This window comes from Pseudarthrobacter sp. SSS035 (genome assembly GCF_023273875.1).
Taxonomy (GTDB): Bacteria; Actinomycetota; Actinomycetes; order Actinomycetales; family Micrococcaceae; genus Arthrobacter.
On the sequence record NZ_CP096882.1, the window covers coordinates 1,664,179 to 1,679,947 of the forward strand.

The window sequence follows — 15,769 nt, forward strand, 5'->3', positions numbered from 1 at the left end:
TCAGCATTCGATGACGTTTACCGCGAGGCCACCCCGGGACGTCTCCTTATATTTGCTTTTCATGTCGGCGCCGGTTTCCCGCATGGTCTTGATCGCTTTATCCAGGGACACTTTGTGGCTGCCGTCCCCGTGGAGGGACAGCCGCGCGGCGTTGATGGCTTTGACGCTGGCGATGGCGTTGCGTTCGATGCAGGGAATCTGCACCAGGCCGCCCACGGGGTCGCAGGTCAGGCCGAGGTTGTGTTCGATCCCTACTTCGGCGGCATTCTCCACCTGCTCGGGCGTTCCTCCGAGGACCTCGCATAGGCCCGCGGCCGCCATGGAGCAGGCCGAGCCCACCTCCCCCTGGCACCCAACCTCCGCACCGGAGATGGAAGCGTTGATCTTGAACAGAATTCCGACTGCGGCCGCGGCCAGCAGGAAACGAACCACACCGTCGTCATTGGCGCCGGGCACGAACTTCACGTAGTAGTGCAGCACGGCGGGCACGATTCCCGCCGCGCCGTTGGTGGGGGCGGTGACAATGCGACCGCCCGCGGCGTTTTCCTCGTTGACCGCCAGGGCGAAGAGGTTCACCCACTCCATGGCCCGCAGGGGATCGGTGACGCCGGTGTCTGCGGTCAGGGTCTGGAACAACGACGGCGCCCGTCGTCTGACGTTAAGGCCGCCTGGAAGAATCCCCTCAGCGGCGCAGCCGTTGTCCACGCATTCGCGCATGACTGCCCAGAGTGCCAGCAGTTTTTCCCGGAGTTCCGCTTCGCTGCGCCATGTGAGTTCGTTGGCGAGCATAACGTCGGAAATGGACATGCCCTCGCGCTTGCAGATCTCCAGGAGTTCGTCGGCGGTGCTGAAGGGGTACGGGAGGACGGTGGAGTCCGCCACCACCCTGTCTTCGGCGCCGGCATCGCCGTCCACTACAAAGCCGCCGCCGATCGAGTAGAAGCTCCGTTCGCTCAGCACCGCCCCGGCGTGGTCCAGGGCGCGGAAGGTCATGCCGTTGGGGTGGGCCGGGAGGGACTTGCGCCGGTGCAGCACCACGTCCTCGTCCCAGTTGAAGTCCACGCGGTGGTGGCCACCGACCAGGAGTTCGGCGTCGAGGGCCGCGGCAGCCACCTGGTCGTCCGCCGTGGCGGTGTCCACGGTTTCCGGGTCCAGTCCCTTGAAGCCCAGGACCACGGCCTTGTCCGAGCCGTGGCCCCGCCCGGTGGCACCCAGCGAACCGAACAGCTCAGCCTGGACGCGCCTGGTGGCGCTCAGGTGGCCGTCGCCCTTGAGTCCGTCGGCGAAGAGCTTTGCCGCCCGCATCGGGCCCACCGTGTGCGACGACGAGGGCCCGATACCAACGGAGAAGAGGTCCAGGACGCTGAGTGCCATTTAGGGGACCTCTGGCGAGGCATACTCGCGCATTGCATCGAGGAGCCACCGGCCCAGGAAGTCCGCGAAGGAGGCGCGGGGGAAAAGCCGGAAGCTTTCCTCCCCGGTCTTCTGCAGGACCACCGGGATGTTGCCCACCTCGGTGTTCAGGGCGGTTCCCGGGGTGAAACTGCGCGGGTGCAGGTCAAGGGCGCAGCCTTTTTCCAGGACGGCCCGGGCGCGGGGACCGGACAGTTCAAACGTGGTGCGGTTGGCGGACAGGTCCACCACCTGGCCGGGGGCGTCACCCAGCGCCTCGGTGAGGGACCCGATGAGGTTGCCGCCCAGGGAGTCGTGGGCCTCTTCGGGTGCAACCACCAGGAACTCCGCCGGTCCCAGCCAGAGGACGCTGACGCCGTCGGCGCCGCCCACGTCGCCGCAGCGTGCCGGCAGGCCGCCGGCAACAGAAGCGATCCGCGCCCCTTCCTCGGAGCGGGGGTCCACGCGGATCCCGGCCATGGTCTGGAAGGGGCCCTCGGCCAGGACAACCTTGCCCCGGACGGAGCCTGCCACCAGTGCCGGGGCCAGGTGGGAGGCGGGGCTCCGGCGGATGTCCCGGAGTCCATTGATGCCTTCGAGTGCTGCTGAATTAGCCATCTTTGCGGGTCCCTTCGGGGTCAAAAAGTACGGTTTCTGCGACAACAACATCAACCAGCTGGTCGCCGGCTGCGGCCACCAGGGTCTCGCCGATGCGGTTGCGGCCATTCTTGATCAGTGCCAGCCCAAACGAGCGGCCCAGGGCGGCGCTGTGGTAGCTCGAGGTGACGAAGCCCTCCATGGGGACCGGGCCGTAGGCGGGGCTGGTGCTGATGCCCTTCTCCACGAGCTGGGTGCCTTCGGGCAGCCGGATGGTGCCGTCCACAGGCAGGACGCTGACCAGGTGCTTGCGGTCCTCGCGCCGGGCATCGGCTCGGGCGTAGGAGCGCTTGCCGATGAAGTCCTTGGCCTTGGACACCACCCATTCCATGCCCGCATCCTGCGGGGTGACGGTGCCGTCGGTGTCCTGCCCGACGATCGGGTAGCCCTTTTCGGCGCGGAGCACGTGCATGGTTTCGGTGCCGTAGGGGGTGATGTTGAATTCGGCGCCTGCCGCGGCCACGGCTTCCCAGGTATTAAGCCCGTACCAGGACGGCACGTTGATCTCGTAGGCCAGTTCGCCGGAGAAGGAGATCCGGCAGACCCTGGCCTGCACGCCTGAGGCGAGGGTGGTTTCGCGGAACGTCATGAACGGGAAGGCTTCGGCTTCCAGCCCGCCGTCCTTTGCGAGTTCGGGGGCCACCTTTGCCAGGACCGCGCGGGATTTAGGCCCGACGACGGCAATGGTGCTCCACTGTTCGGTCACCGAGGTGCAGTGCACGTCCAGCTCCGGCCATTCGGTCTGCAGCCATTCCTCCAGCCAGTCCAGCACCTTCGCGGCGCCGCCGGTGGTGGTGGTCATGAAGTAACGGTCATCGTCCAGGCGCAGGGTCACGCCGTCGTCGAAGATCATGCCGTCCGCCATGCACATCACGCCGTAGCGGGCCGAACCCGGGGCGAGCTTTTTGAACGCGTTGGTGTAGATCCGGTTGAGGAACTCACCGGCATCCTTGCCGCGGATTTCGATCTTGCCGAGGGTGGTGGCGTCCATGAACCCGACGGAGTCGCGGACGGCACCGCATTCGCGCAGCACGGCTGCGTCCATGTCTTCCCCGATCTGCGGGTAGTACCAGGGGCGCTTCCACTGCCCCACGTCCTCGAACAGTGCGCCCTGGGCCACGTGCCACGGGTTGATCGACGTGACGCGGGCGGGGTCGAACAGCTCGCCGCGCTGGCGTCCGGCCAGTGCTGCGAATGCCACCGGAGTGAACGGTGCGCGGTACGTGGTGGTGCCAATGTCGCCGATGCCTCGGGACGCGTCGCCGACGCTCCGGAGCGCGGCGGCGATGACGCCGATCGCGTTGACGCCGGAGGTCTTGCCCTGGTCGTTGGCGGTGCTGATGGAGGTGTACCGCTTGATGTGCTCCACAGACCGCATGCCGGCACCGGTGGACCGCAGCACGTCAGCCACTGACTGGTCCCGCTGGAAGTCCACGAAGTGGTGGTGCCAGTCATCCGGGGTGCCGTCCTGGCCCGGTACCAGCCAGAGCTGGCGGGTCGGAGCTGAAGCTTTCGGTTCGCCGAGGACTGACGGTTTGGTTTCCGACGCGAATCCCGCGGCGATGGCCGCGGCGGCGCCGGCGGAAATGCCCTCGGCAAGGACGTCGGCAAGTTCGAAGCTGCCGCGGCCGGAGCCGATGGTCTGCTGGTTCGGAACTGCGGTGCTTGGCACGAAAGCGGCCAGTTCGTCGTCCCAGCGCAGCTTGCCCTGCCGCTGGGAGTGGAGGTGCACCAGCGGGCTCCAGCCGCCGGAGACTGCCAGAAGGTCGCAGGCGATCTCTTCGACGCCGGAGGTGAGCTCGCCGTCGTCGTTGATGCTGCGGACGGTGACTGCGAACAGCCGGCCGTCATCGCCGGCTGCCGTGTTGGCAACGGCACTGCCGATCAGAACCCGGGTGCCGGATTCGACAGCGGCTGCTGCCACCTGGGTGAGGGCAGGGCGGGCGTCGACCACGGCCGCCACCTTGACGCCGGCGGCCCGCAGGTCCGCGGCGAGGGCGTAGGCGCTGTCGTTGGTGGTGCTGATGACCACGCGCTGGCCAGCGGCGACGGCGTAACGGTTGAGGTAGCTGCGGACGGCGGAGGCCAGCATAATGCCGGGGCGGTCGTTGTTCTCGAAGACCAGCGGACGCTCGTGGGCGCCGGGGGCCAGAATCACCTGATTAGCACGCACGTGCCAAATCCGCTGCCGGGAGACGCCGGGCGCTGCCGGGCTGGACAGGTGGTCGGTGCGGTTCTGGACCGCAATAACGTAGTTGGCGTCGTAGGCGCCGAAGGCCGTGGTGCGGTTCAGGACCGTGCTTTCGGCCCCGGAAACCAGTTCGGCTTCCACGTCCGCCACCCACTCCAGGGCCGGATTGCCTTCGATGGTCTCGGCGAGGCCGGAGGCAGTGGACCCGGACAGCAGGGAGCCGCCCAGTTCGGGCTGGTCGTCCATCAGCATCACCCGGGCGCCGGCGCGGACCGCTTCACGGGCCGCGGCCAGGCCGGCAGGGCCACCGCCGATGATCAGGACGTCGGTGTGGACGTACTTCTTGTCGTACTCCGCACGGTCATCTTCCGGGTCCAGCTTGCCCAGGCCGTTCAGCATGCCTGCTGCCAGGCCGTCCACCAGGGTGACGGTGGTGGCGGGAAGCATGGACTCGGCCACGTGGCCCGGGAACCGGGCTTCAACGCGAACCAGTGCGTTGGATTCCTCAACGCCGGCGGACATGATGCCGCGTGCGCGGTCCTCGTACAGCGAGTTTCCGGCGGCGATCCGGCCGTTGGCGAGCAGCGCCGAGGCGAGTGTGTCGCCGGGGTGGCCGGTGAATTCCTCGCCGTCCACGGTGAATCGCCAGGAGATGGTGCGGTCGATGCGTCCGCCGGCTGCGAGGCGGGCGTTCTGGGAAGTCACTTGGTTGCTCCTTCCGGGGCGGTGATGCTGGCAGATGAGGTGCTGGCGGCGATGCTGGTCGTGGCGGTGCTCGGCGCAGCGGTACCGGTGGTGGTGCTGTCAGCCGCGAGGCTGGCCGTGCCGGACTCACGTGCCGGGGCGGCTGCGTCAGGCCGGGGCGCGCCCATGGGGTAGATCGCATGGATCTCGTAGGTGACCGTGTCGCGGAGCATGTTGAACCACTGGCGGCAGCCGGTGCTGTGGAGCCAGCGTTCGGCAAAAGCGCCTTTGGTGTTGTCCCGGTAGAACAGGAACTCGGCCCATTCGCGGTCGTTCAGTTCGTTCGGGTTTTCCGGATAGGCCACGTGGGCCTGCCCGCCGTAGTGGAACTCGGTCTCGTCGCGGGAGCCGCAGTTGGGGCATGAAATGAGGAGCATGTCCGGACTCTCTTCTAGTGGGCCACGGCGGCTGCGCCGTGTTCGTCGATCAGGGCGCCGGTTTCGAACCGCTCCAGCGCAAACGGCTTGTTCAGTTCGTGCGGCGTTCCCGTGGCGATGGTGTGGGCAAAGGTGAGGCCCGCGGCCGGCGTGCCCTTGAAGCCGCCGGTGCCCCAGCCACAGTTCACGAACATGTTGTCCACCGGAGTGGTGCCCACAATCGGGGAGGCGTCCAGCGTCGTATCAACGATGCCGCCCCAGGTCCTGAGTACGTGCGCACGGGCAAAGATCGGGAAGAGCTCGACGGCGGCCGCCATCTGGTGCTCGATCACGTGGAACGAGCCGCGCTGGCCGTAACCGTTGTAGGAGTCCACTCCGGCGCCCATGACCAGTTCGCCCTTGTGGGCCTGGGAGACGTAGACGTGCACGTGGTTGGACATGACCACTGTGGGGTGGACCGGTTCGTGCAGTTCGGAAACCAGCGCCTGCAGCGGGTGGGACTGGATGGGGAGCCGGAAGCCTGCCATTTCGGCCAGGACCGAGCTGTGCCCGGCGGCGCACAGGCCCACCTTTTCGGTGTTGATGGTGCCTCGGTTGGTCTTGACGCCGGTGACCCGGTTACCGTCCTTGATGAACCCGGTGACTTCGCAGTTCTGGATGATGTCCACGCCCAGTTCGTCGCACTTGCGGGCGAAGGCCCAGGCCACGTGGTCATGCTTGGCGATGCCGGCGCGCGGCTGGTAGGTGGCGCCCATGACGGGGTAGCGGATGTTGTCGTTGATGTTCAGGATGGGGCAGAGTTCCTTGACCTGCTGCGGGTCCAGCCACTCGGCGTCCACTCCGTTGAGTTTGTTCGCGCCCACGCGCCGCATGCTTTCACGGACATCACCCAGGGTGTGGGCGAGGTTCATCACGCCGCGCTGGCTGAAGAGGAAGTCGTATTCGAGCTGCTCCGGCAGGACTTCCCAGAGCTTGAGTGCGTGCTCGTAGATGGCCGCGCTCTCGTCCCAGAGGTAGTTGGACCGGATGATGGTGGTGTTCCGGGCCATGTTGCCGCCGGCCAGCCAGCCTTTTTCGAGGACGGCGATGTTTGTCATGCCGTGGTTTTTGGCCAGGAAGTAGGCGGTGGCCAGGCCGTGCCCGCCGCCACCAACAATCACGGCGTCGTACGAGGACTTGGGTTCCGGGTTCCGCCAAAGGAAATCCGGGTGTTCCGGGAGCTGATCGGCCATCATGCCACCTCGTTCACGTCAGAGGAGAGGTTGGGGTAGAGCGGGAACTTTCCGGCCAGGAGTTCAACCCGCTGCCGCAGTTCCGCCACGGTCTCGTCGCTGAACTCGCGCTTGAGTGCTCCGGCGATAATGTCCGCGACCTCGGTGAATTCCGTCTTCCCGAATCCACGCGTGGCCAGTGCCGGCGTGCCGATACGAAGACCGGAAGAGATCATCGGCGGACGCGGGTCGAACGGCACGGCGTTGCGGTTGACCGTGATGCCGATCCGGTGCAGGCGGTCTTCGCCCTGCTGGCCGTCCAGTTCAGAATTGCGGAGGTCCACCAGGACCAGGTGCACGTCGGTGCCACCGCTGACGACGGTCACGCCGGACTCTGAAACGTCGGCCGCCAGCATGCGTTCTGCGATGATGCGGGCGCCTTCCAGGGTGCGTTCCTGGCGGTCGCGGAACTCCGGCTCAGCGGCGAGCTTGAACGCCACAGCCTTCGCGGCAATAACGTGCTCCAGCGGGCCACCCTGCTGTCCGGGGAACACCGCGGAGTTGACCTTCTTGGCGATGCCGGCGTCGTTGGTCAGGATCACACCACCGCGCGGGCCGCCAAGGGTCTTGTGGGTCGTACTTGTGACGATGTGGGCGTGAGGCACGGGGCTGGGGTGAAGCCCTGCGGCCACGAGGCCGGCGAAATGGGCCATGTCCACCATCAGGTAGGCGCCTACCAGGTCCGCGATACGGCGGAACTCGGCGAAGTCCAGCTGCCGGGAGTAGGCGGACCAGCCGGCGACGATCAGCTTCGGCCTGTTCTCAACCGCCAGGCGCTCAACCTCGGCCATGTCAATGGTATGGGTGTCTTCGCCGACTCCGTACGGGACCACTTTGTAGAGCTTGCCGGAGAAGTTGATCTTCATGCCGTGGGTGAGGTGGCCACCGTGTGCGAGGTTCAGCCCCAGGATGGTGTCGCCGGGCTGGATCAGGGCGAACATCGCCGCGGCGTTGGCCTGGGCGCCGGAGTGTGGCTGCACATTGGCGAACTCGGAGCCGAACAATGACTTAAGACGGTCGATGGCCAGCTGCTCGACCACGTCAACGTGTTCGCAGCCGCCGTAGTAGCGCTTGCCCGGGTAGCCTTCGGCGTACTTGTTGGTCAGGACGGATCCCTGTGCCTCCATGACGGCAGTCGGCGCAAAGTTTTCGGAGGCGATCATCTCCAGCGTGCCCTGCTGGCGCAGGAGCTCCTGCTGAACGGCTGCGTGGATCGCAGGATCGGTCTCTGCGAGCGTACGGGTCAGAACGTCGACCATCTTTTCTCCTCTGCTATCTAATATCCTGTTGATATATTAGTTACGTGACTCAAGTATGCTATTCAGCCAAGTGGGTGTCAACAGATTTTTCAAGCCGTCCCAGAGACGCCGGAAGCGCGGCCGGAAGGGCCGCGCTTCTGGTGGAAAGTTTGCGAGGTGGGGCTTGGATCAGGTGAAGAGCGCCTTGCGGACGGCATCCTCGAAGCCACTGACGTGGCTCCTTGCCAGGTCAGCGGCCCGTGCCTCATCACCGTCAATCACTGCGCCGAGCAGGTCCAGGTGCTCATGCACGTGGCGGGAAAGGTCGGGAAGGCGATCCAGCACCATGCACCAGATGCGGGTGGCGAGATTGTCGTACCGGATCAGGACGTCCTCGAGGTGGGGGTTGGCCGCAGCCGCGTAGATGCCTCGATGGACGCGCGCATCAAGGCGCAGGGTTTCGACGACGGAGGCCGCATGGGTATCGAAGGATTCAACAGCCCGCATCACAGCCCGCAACTGCTCCCGCTGCCGCTCCGTGGCCACCCGGGCGGCACGGGACGCGGCGAGCGGTTCTAGCTGCGTCCGGATTTCTGAAATGAAAGCAAGGTCGGTCACCTCCACGCGGGTCGCAAAGGTGCCCCTGCGCGGATACGAAACCACCAGGCGGTCGAGCTCGAGCCGCTTCAAAGCTTCCCGCACCGGAGTCCGCCCCATGCCGAGGTCCCTGGCGAGGTGGTCGTCGTTGAGAAGATCCCCGGGCTTGATGTCAAGCATCAGCAGCCGGTCGCGGATACGCTCATACGCCACGTCCGCCAACGACTGCTTGACCGCATCTGCCACGATCGCCAACGCTTCAACTGCCATAACCTGGACCCCTTCCATTCAAGCCAAACAGGCTATTGACCTCGCCCACTGACCAGTATACGCTGATTCCCAACCCTAATATATCAGTTGATGTTTTGAGAATATATCTAGCGGGAAGATACCTAAAGGAGGAGACATGACCCTAGTGGCAACAGACTCATCAACCAGCACGCTGACTCAGAACGACCCCCGCGTGAAGGACAAGGCCCAGAAGTTCGTACTCACACTGTCGTGCGTCGAACGTGCCGGCATTGTCCAAGCAGTCACCACTTTTCTCTTCGAACGTGGTTTCAACATCGATGAGCACCAACAGTTCGACGACGGGCTCCGCGAGACGCTGCACCTGCGCACCGCATTCTCGGGTTCCCCCGAGTACACGCCGGAGCGGCTGGAGGCGGAGTTCAATTCCATCGCGGACCGCTTCGAGATGAAGTTCAGCTTCCACGACCAGACCAAACAGCGCGTTCTGGTCATGGTGTCCAAGTTCGGCCACTGCCTGAATGACCTGATCTTCCGCTGGCGCGGCGGCAGCCTCGGCGGCGACATCGTCCTCGTGGTGTCCAATCATGAAACGCACCGGGCCATGGCCGAAGCCGCCGGCCTGCCCTTCATCTACCTCCCCGTGACCCCCGAGACGAAGGCCGACGCCGAACAGCGACTGCTGGACCTCGTAGACGAACACAACATTGACCTCGTTGTGCTCGCCCGGTATATGCAGGTGCTCTCCGATGACCTCTGCCGCTCCCTTGAAGGCCGGGCCATCAACATCCACCACTCCTTCCTTCCTGGTTTCAAGGGAGCGCGCCCGTACCACCAGGCGTACGACCGTGGCGTCAAACTGGTAGGTGCCACCGCCCACTACGTGACGGCTGAACTTGATGAAGGGCCAATCATCGAACAGGAAGTCATCCGGGTGGACCACAGCTACGGTCCCACCACACTGTCAACAGTCGGGCAGGATGCGGAAGCGCTGGCACTGTCCCGCGCCGTGCGGTGGCACTGCGAGCACCGTGTGCTGCTGGACCAAACCAGCACTGTCGTGTTCCGGTAAGCACCACCACCACATCAGCAGAGACAACACCCGAAAATCAGCAGGAGAAACCACATGGCTTCGACGCCAAGCATTGTCATTATTGGAGCGGGAATCGTCGGCACGAACCTGGCCGACGAACTGGTCGCGCGGGGTTGGAACAACATCACGGTCCTGGACCAGGGACCCCTGAACATGCCTGGAGGCTCCACGTCCCACGCTCCGGGCCTCGTTTTCCAGACGAACCCTTCAAAGACCATGGCTGCCTTCGCCAAGTACACGGTTGAGAAGCTCCTGTCCCTGAGCGAAGACGGCGTCAGCTGCTTCAACCAGGTCGGCGGTCTGGAAGTTGCCACCACCGAGACCCGCCTCGCGGACCTGAAGCGGAAGCTCGGGTATGCCGCCGCGTGGGGCATCGACGGCAAGATCCTTTCCCGCGAGGAATGCAAGGAGCTCTACCCGCTCATCAATGAGGAAGACATCCTGGGTGGCCTCCACGTACCCAGCGACGGCCTGGCCCTCGCCGCCCGCGCAGTCCAGCTGCTCATCAAGCGCACGGAAGCCGCCGGGGTTAAGTACATCGGCAACACCGAGGTCACCGGAATCGAACAGTCCAACCGCCGGGTCACAGGAGTGGAGACCGCTGAAGGCGTCATCCCCGCGGACATCGTGGTTTCCTGCGCCGGTTTCTGGGGCGCGAAGATCGGCGAGATGATCGGGATGTCCGTTCCGCTCCTCCCGCTGGCCCACCAGTACGTCAAGACCACTCCCGTACCGGCACAGCAGGGCAAGAACGAACTGCCCAACGGCGCTTCGCTGCCCATCCTGCGCCACCAGGACCAGGACCTCTACTACCGCGAACACGGCGAGAGCTACGGCATTGGTTCCTACGCGCACCGCCCTATGCCTGTGGATCTTGACGAGCTGAGCAGCTACGAGCCCAGCAGCATCAGCGAACACAACATGCCTTCGCGCCTGGACTTCACCCTGGAGGACTTCCTTCCTGCGTGGGAAGCCACCAAGCAACTGCTGCCGGCCCTGCGCGAAAGCGAAATCGAGGATGGCTTCAACGGCATCTTCTCCTTCACCCCGGACGGCGGCTCCCTGGTGGGCGAATCGAAGGAAGTGGACGGCTTCTATGTGGCTGAGGCCGTGTGGGTGACCCACTCCGCCGGCATTGCCCGCGCCGTTGCTGAGCTGCTGACCACCGGCAAGTCCAGCATTGATCTTGGTGACTGCGATATCCACCGTTTCGAAGAGGTCCAGCTGACCCCCGAGTACGTCAGCGAGACGTCCCAACAGAACTTCGTGGAAATCTATGACGTGCTGCACCCGCTGCAGCCCAAGCTCTCTCCACGCAACCTCCGAGTCAGCCCGTTCCACGCCCGTCACAAGCAGTTGGGAGGCTACTTCCTGGAGGGCGCCGGATGGGAGCGCCCCTACTGGTTCGAAGCCAACGCCGAACTGCTCAAGGAGATGCCTGACGAATGGCAGCCGCCCGCACGTGACGCCTGGGCTGGGATGTTCAGCTCGCCCATCGCCGCCGCCGAAGCCTGGAAGACCCGCACCGCGGTGGCCATGTACGACATGACCCCGCTCAAGCGCCTTGAGGTATCCGGCCCCGGAGCCCTGAAGCTGCTGCAGGAGCTGACTACGGCCGACATGGCCAAGAAGCCGGGGGCCGTCACCTACACCCTCCTACTGGACCACGCCGGCGGGATCCGAAGCGATATCACCGTGGCACGCCTGAGCGAAGACACCTTCCAGCTCGGAGCAAATGGAAACATCGACACGGCCTACTTTGAGCGGGCCGCACGCCACCAGACGGAGAACGGAACCGCCAGCGACTGGGTCCAGGTGCGCGACACCACCGGCGGGACATGCTGCATCGGCTTGTGGGGACCCCTCGCCCGGGACCTGATCAGCACGGTCAGCAGCGACGACTTCTCCAACGACGGCCTGCGCTACTTCCGGGCGAAGAAGGTTGTCATCGGCGGCGTCACCGTCACCGCAATGCGGCTGTCCTACGTCGGCGAGCTGGGCTGGGAACTGTACACCAGCGCGGACAACGGCCAGCGCCTGTGGGACGCACTGTGGAAGGCAGGGCAGCCGTTCGGCGTGATCGCTGCCGGCCGCGCCGCGTTCAGCTCGCTGCGCCTGGAAAAGGGCTACCGCTCGTGGGGCACCGACATGACCACCGAGCACGACCCGCTGGAAGCGGGACTCGGTTTCGCAGTGAAGATGACCAAGGAAAACTTCGTCGGCAAGGCAGCACTGGAAGGCCGGACCGAGGAAAACTCCGCCCGCCGCCTTCGCTGCCTGACGGTCGACGACGGCCGCAGCATTGTGCTGGGCAAGGAACCTGTCTTCTACAAGGACCAGGCAGTTGGCTACGTCACGAGCGCCGCTTATGGCTACACCGTGGCCAAGCCAATTGCCTACGCGTACCTGCCCGCCGCCGTCTCCGTGGGTGACGCGGTTGAAATCGAGTACTTTGGCCGGCGCATCCAGGCCACGGTCACGGCCGATCCACTGTATGACCCCACGATGACCCGGCTCCGCGGCTGACAGCTGCCGGGCCATTCAAGGGCACGCGGCCCGGATTCATTTCCTCGCAACCAGAGTCCGGGCCGCTGCTTTTCCATGGCCCGTCCCATGCCCCAGGCCAGTCGAGTAGAGCTTCAGCCCAGGAAGACACATGATCAGTTCAGAAACAATAAACGACTACCTCGCCAGGCTTGCCTCGCGCGAACCCACCCCGGGCGGCGGCGCCGCAGCAGCACTCCACGCCGCTCAGGGGGCGGCACTTGTCGCCATGGTGGCCAGGTACACCACCGGCACGAAATACGAACAGCACACCGAACTAGTCACCAGGATCATCAGCAGCGCCGACGGACTGGTGGCCCAGGCCCTGCACCTCGCGGACGCCGACCAGCACGCGTTCCAAGGCGTCATTGATGCCTACAAGCTCCCCGCCGGCACTGACGACCTCAAGGCCGAACGGACAGCATCCATCCAGGACGCGCTGGTCCAGGCCGCAAAAACGCCGGCACAACTGATTCTCGTTGCCGGCGCCATCGTGGATCTTGCCACGGAACTGTTCGAGGTGGCCAATGCCAACGTGATCAGTGACGTCGCCGCCGCCGTCGACGCAGCCCGGGCAGCCGCCACCACTGCACGGGTGAACATCGACATCAATGTGGTGGCCATCAAGGACACCGAAGCCCGTTCCCGGCTGGCTGAGCAGACGGACGGCCTTGAGGACAAGGTCATCCTGGCAGCCGACTCGCTCGTGAAGCGCGTGCGCGAAAGGATTCTCGGTTGAGCACCACACTCCTCTCCGGACGAAACCTGGCAAAGCTCATTCAGCAGAAGGCCCACGACGAAGCCCGGAACCTCGAAACTGACGGCCTGCGCCCCACCCTTGCAGTGGTTGTGGCCACCGACGACGGCTCCACGCACTGGTATGTGCGGTCCATCCAACGGGCTGCAGAAAGCGCGGGCATCAATTGCCGGATCGTGGACCTGGGCCGCGACGCGACAGGACAGGTGCTGGCCTCTGTCCTGAAGGACCTCAGCTCCGAGTCATCGGTGAACGGCATCATCTTGCAGACGCCATTGCCTCCCGGCGTTGACGCCGAGGCGCTGGTTGGGCACATCGCCCCTGAGAAGGACATCGACGGCGCGAACCCTCTGAGCCTTGGCCGGCTGGCCGTGGGCCAGCCCTCGTTCGCCCCCGCCACCGCACGGGCCGTCACCGAGATCCTTAACCACTTCGACATCCCTGTGGCGGGCCGGAACGTCGTCGTGATTGGACGCTCGGCCGTCGTCGGAAAACCGCTGTCCCTGCTACTGCTGGAACGCGACGCCACCGTCACCGTCTGCCATTCCAGGTCAGGGGCGCTGGAGAAATACACCAAGACGGCCGACGTCGTGGTGGTCGCCGCCGGGCGCACCGGCCTGCTGAACGGCGGCCACATTTCCTCCGGGGCTGTTGTGATCGACGTCGGCACCAACGTCCTTTCCGACGGGTCCCTCGCGGGGGATGCGGACGAAGCCAGCGTCCGGGGCATCGCCGGGGCGCTGACACCCGTTCCGGGTGGCGTTGGCTCAGTCACCACGTCCCTGCTGCTCCTGCACACCACCGAGGCCGCGCGGGAACAGTCGCGTGCCTTGGTCCGGGGAACAGCCGGGTGACCCACGGCAGGCACACCTGCTTCGCTTAGGCACGGTTGTTGCCTCCGCGCCCGTGCAGATCCATGCGATCTGCACGGGCGCGGAGGCCGTGTCCTGCCAAGGAGCTACAGAACGGCCCTGATGAGGTTCTCAAAGTCCGTCACATGCTTGGTGGTCAGCCGCGCAGCCGCCTCGGAATCCCCTTCGGCGATGCACTCGAGCAGCTCAATATGCTGGGCAATATGCTCGGATACCGGAGGAAGTTTCTCCAGCACTAGGCTCCAGATCCGCGTCGCCAGGTTGTCGTACCGGATCAGGACATCCTCAAGATGGCGGCTCCCTGTGGCCCGGTAGATCATCCGGTGGACCCGCATGTCCAGGCGCATCAGGTCCCGCTGGGAGTGCGTTCTTGGCAGGAGCTGGCCGACTTCCGTGGCAAATTCCTTGATCTCCTGCCGGAGCTGCGGCGACGCCATCCGGGCTGCCCGTGCAGCGGCCGCAGGCTCCAAAAGCTGCCGGATTTCGGAGATTTCAGCCAAATCCGTGATGTCCACCCCTGCGGCGAATGTTCCCCGGCGGGGATATGCCACCACCAGATGGTCGCTCTCAAGGCGCTTCATGGCCTCCCGGATGGGTGTCCTCCCCACTCCGAGCCGCCTGGAAATCACTTCGTCATTCAATGGTTCGCCGGGCTTGATGTCCAAAACGATCAGTTCATCGCAGAGCACCCTGTAGGCGAAGTCGGCGAAGGACTCTTCCTCCTGCCTCGTTGGCAGAAAGGACCCCCCAGCATCCGACGGTAGTTCTCCACCGCTTGCCATTTCCAAGTCTCCTCCCGATGCACGGCTGAGCCTTGACGCGAAGGCCTCGTGTACATAGTATTCCTAGAACTGATATATCAATATTCCATCAGAAAAATGTCAACCTTAATGGAGAGCAATGAGCACAGAGGCTGTTGCAAGGATACGACTGGAAGTGGTTCCGTCTGCCGATCTGCTCACGCGTCTCCCAGCAGCCTTTGACACCACGGGGTCCGTCAGCGTGACGTGCCTCCCGCACCACGGGCCTGCCCGGACTGTGGCGGCGTCTGTGTATCTGGCGAGCCTGGGTTATCACACCGTTCCCCATCTCGCAGCCCGCAGCATCACGGGCGAGGCAGAACTGCATTCGCTGCTGCTGCAACTGCAGAACGCTGGGGTCTCGGAACTGTTTATTGTTGCCGGTGACCGGCACAAGCCCGCAGGTCCCTACGCCTGGAGCGGAGAACTCCTTGAGGCGGTCAACGCCTATTCACCCGACTTCTCCATAGGCATCGCCGGTTACCCGGAGGGCCACCCGGAGCTCAGCGAGGAACAGCTCACCAGCAGCCTCCTCATGAAAGCGCCTTTGGCGTCCTCCATCGTCACGCAGATGTGCTTTTCCGCCGAGGCAATCAGCGGGTACCTTCGGACAATCCGGAAGGGCGGCATAGAGCTGCCCGTGTGGGTCGGAGTCCCCGGCCCGGTATCCATCAGGAAGCTGGTCTCCCTGGGAGCGCGCCTCGGGGTGGGGCGCTCCCTCAAGCTCGCCCGCGGGACGGGTATGGCGGGGGCTCTCTGGCGTCGGGACGACTTCCTGAGCTACGACAGCGGACGCCTGATCCGCGAGGTCCGCCAGGAGGTGGCGGGCGATCCCCTTTTTGCCGGGTTCCATGTCTACACCTTCAACGATCTCGGCCGCATGCCTGGCCTCCTGGATGATCTGCGGACACTGCCGCCGACCGCCACGCTGGCCCCAGGCAGCACCTCCATTCCATTGTTTCCTGCCAAGATCTGAAGGGAAGATCA

At 64.9% G+C, this 15,769-nt stretch carries 13 protein-coding genes; 5 read left to right on the forward strand and 8 right to left on the reverse strand.

From position 1 onward, the window contains the following. From MUN23_RS07645 to MUN23_RS07675, 7 genes are all read right to left on the reverse strand, one after another. Entirely contained in the window at window positions 1–1,374 is a 1,374-nt protein-coding gene (locus tag MUN23_RS07645) for an L-serine ammonia-lyase (RefSeq protein ID WP_248763261.1), read from the reverse strand. Then, on the reverse strand, window positions 1,375–2,010 hold the full coding sequence (locus tag MUN23_RS07650; protein WP_248763262.1) for a sarcosine oxidase subunit gamma: 636 nt from the start codon (window positions 2,008–2,010) through the stop codon (window positions 1,375–1,377). Then, entirely contained in the window at window positions 2,003–4,945 is a 2,943-nt protein-coding gene (locus tag MUN23_RS07655) for a 2Fe-2S iron-sulfur cluster-binding protein (RefSeq protein ID WP_248763263.1), read from the reverse strand. The genes MUN23_RS07650 and MUN23_RS07655 overlap by 8 nt, the downstream gene beginning before the upstream one ends. Next, window positions 4,942–5,361, reverse strand: coding sequence for a sarcosine oxidase subunit delta (locus tag MUN23_RS07660; RefSeq protein ID WP_248763264.1), 420 nt, complete (start codon window positions 5,359–5,361; stop codon window positions 4,942–4,944). The genes MUN23_RS07655 and MUN23_RS07660 overlap by 4 nt, the downstream gene beginning before the upstream one ends. A gap of 14 nt (window positions 5,362–5,375) precedes the next feature. Continuing rightward, the gene (locus MUN23_RS07665; RefSeq protein ID WP_371875994.1) at window positions 5,376–6,596 is read right to left on the reverse strand and encodes a sarcosine oxidase subunit beta family protein; all 1,221 of its coding nucleotides are present in this window, start codon (window positions 6,594–6,596) and stop codon (window positions 5,376–5,378) included. Then, window positions 6,593–7,891, reverse strand: coding sequence for a serine hydroxymethyltransferase (glyA, locus tag MUN23_RS07670; protein ID WP_248763265.1), 1,299 nt, complete (start codon window positions 7,889–7,891; stop codon window positions 6,593–6,595). The genes MUN23_RS07665 and glyA overlap by 4 nt, the downstream gene beginning before the upstream one ends. 168 nt (window positions 7,892–8,059) lie before the next feature. After that, window positions 8,060–8,737: a GntR family transcriptional regulator gene (locus MUN23_RS07675; RefSeq protein WP_248763266.1), complete on the reverse strand. Its 678-nt coding sequence runs from the start codon at window positions 8,735–8,737 to the stop codon at window positions 8,060–8,062. 136 nt (window positions 8,738–8,873) lie between these two features. On the opposite strand from MUN23_RS07675, the gene purU reads away from it, so the two are divergent. The 4 genes from purU (at window position 8,874) to MUN23_RS07695 (ending at window position 13,964) form a co-directional block, all read left to right on the forward strand. Continuing rightward, the gene (gene purU / locus MUN23_RS07680) at window positions 8,874–9,788 is read left to right on the forward strand and encodes a formyltetrahydrofolate deformylase (protein ID WP_248763267.1); all 915 of its coding nucleotides are present in this window, start codon (window positions 8,874–8,876) and stop codon (window positions 9,786–9,788) included. A gap of 54 nt (window positions 9,789–9,842) precedes the next feature. Continuing rightward, on the forward strand, window positions 9,843–12,335 hold the full coding sequence (locus MUN23_RS07685; RefSeq protein ID WP_248763268.1) for an FAD-dependent oxidoreductase: 2,493 nt from the start codon (window positions 9,843–9,845) through the stop codon (window positions 12,333–12,335). Between the two features lie 130 nt (window positions 12,336–12,465). After that, window positions 12,466–13,092, forward strand: a complete 627-nt coding sequence (locus tag MUN23_RS07690) for a cyclodeaminase/cyclohydrolase family protein (protein ID WP_248763269.1) — start codon at window positions 12,466–12,468, stop codon at window positions 13,090–13,092. Then, a complete protein-coding gene (locus MUN23_RS07695; protein WP_248763270.1) occupies window positions 13,089–13,964 on the forward strand; it encodes a bifunctional 5,10-methylenetetrahydrofolate dehydrogenase/5,10-methenyltetrahydrofolate cyclohydrolase in 876 nt (291 codons plus the stop codon). The genes MUN23_RS07690 and MUN23_RS07695 overlap by 4 nt, the downstream gene beginning before the upstream one ends. 104 nt (window positions 13,965–14,068) lie before the next feature. On the opposite strand, the gene MUN23_RS07700 is transcribed toward MUN23_RS07695, so the two are convergent. Then, window positions 14,069–14,764 (reverse strand): GntR family transcriptional regulator, encoded by a 696-nt coding sequence (locus MUN23_RS07700; RefSeq protein WP_248763271.1) that lies wholly within the window; start codon window positions 14,762–14,764, stop codon window positions 14,069–14,071. A gap of 118 nt (window positions 14,765–14,882) precedes the next feature. Here MUN23_RS07700 and MUN23_RS07705 point away from each other — a divergent pair, with 118 nt between their 5' ends. Next, a complete protein-coding gene (locus MUN23_RS07705) occupies window positions 14,883–15,758 on the forward strand; it encodes a methylenetetrahydrofolate reductase (protein WP_248763272.1) in 876 nt (291 codons plus the stop codon). Window positions 15,759–15,769 lie beyond the last annotated feature (11 nt).

What these genes read in the sequence shown, in the direction of transcription:
- MUN23_RS07690 (WP_248763269.1), top strand. Translation starts at nt 12,466, where the DNA reads ATGATCAGTTCAGAAACAATAAACGACTACCTCGCCAGGCTTGCCTCG.
- MUN23_RS07660 (WP_248763264.1), bottom strand. Translation starts at nt 5,361, where the DNA reads ATGCTCCTCATTTCATGCCCCAACTGCGGCTCCCGCGACGAGACCGAG.
- MUN23_RS07700 (WP_248763271.1), bottom strand. Translation starts at nt 14,764, where the DNA reads ATGGCAAGCGGTGGAGAACTACCGTCGGATGCTGGGGGGTCCTTTCTG.
- glyA (WP_248763265.1), bottom strand. Translation starts at nt 7,891, where the DNA reads ATGGTCGACGTTCTGACCCGTACGCTCGCAGAGACCGATCCTGCGATC.
- MUN23_RS07685 (WP_248763268.1), top strand. Translation starts at nt 9,843, where the DNA reads ATGGCTTCGACGCCAAGCATTGTCATTATTGGAGCGGGAATCGTCGGC.
- MUN23_RS07675 (WP_248763266.1), bottom strand. Translation starts at nt 8,737, where the DNA reads ATGGCAGTTGAAGCGTTGGCGATCGTGGCAGATGCGGTCAAGCAGTCG.
- MUN23_RS07645 (WP_248763261.1), bottom strand. Translation starts at nt 1,374, where the DNA reads ATGGCACTCAGCGTCCTGGACCTCTTCTCCGTTGGTATCGGGCCCTCG.
- MUN23_RS07665 (WP_371875994.1), bottom strand. Translation starts at nt 6,596, where the DNA reads ATGATGGCCGATCAGCTCCCGGAACACCCGGATTTCCTTTGGCGGAAC.
- purU (WP_248763267.1), top strand. Translation starts at nt 8,874, where the DNA reads ATGACCCTAGTGGCAACAGACTCATCAACCAGCACGCTGACTCAGAAC.
- MUN23_RS07650 (WP_248763262.1), bottom strand. Translation starts at nt 2,010, where the DNA reads ATGGCTAATTCAGCAGCACTCGAAGGCATCAATGGACTCCGGGACATC.
- MUN23_RS07705 (WP_248763272.1), top strand. Translation starts at nt 14,883, where the DNA reads ATGAGCACAGAGGCTGTTGCAAGGATACGACTGGAAGTGGTTCCGTCT.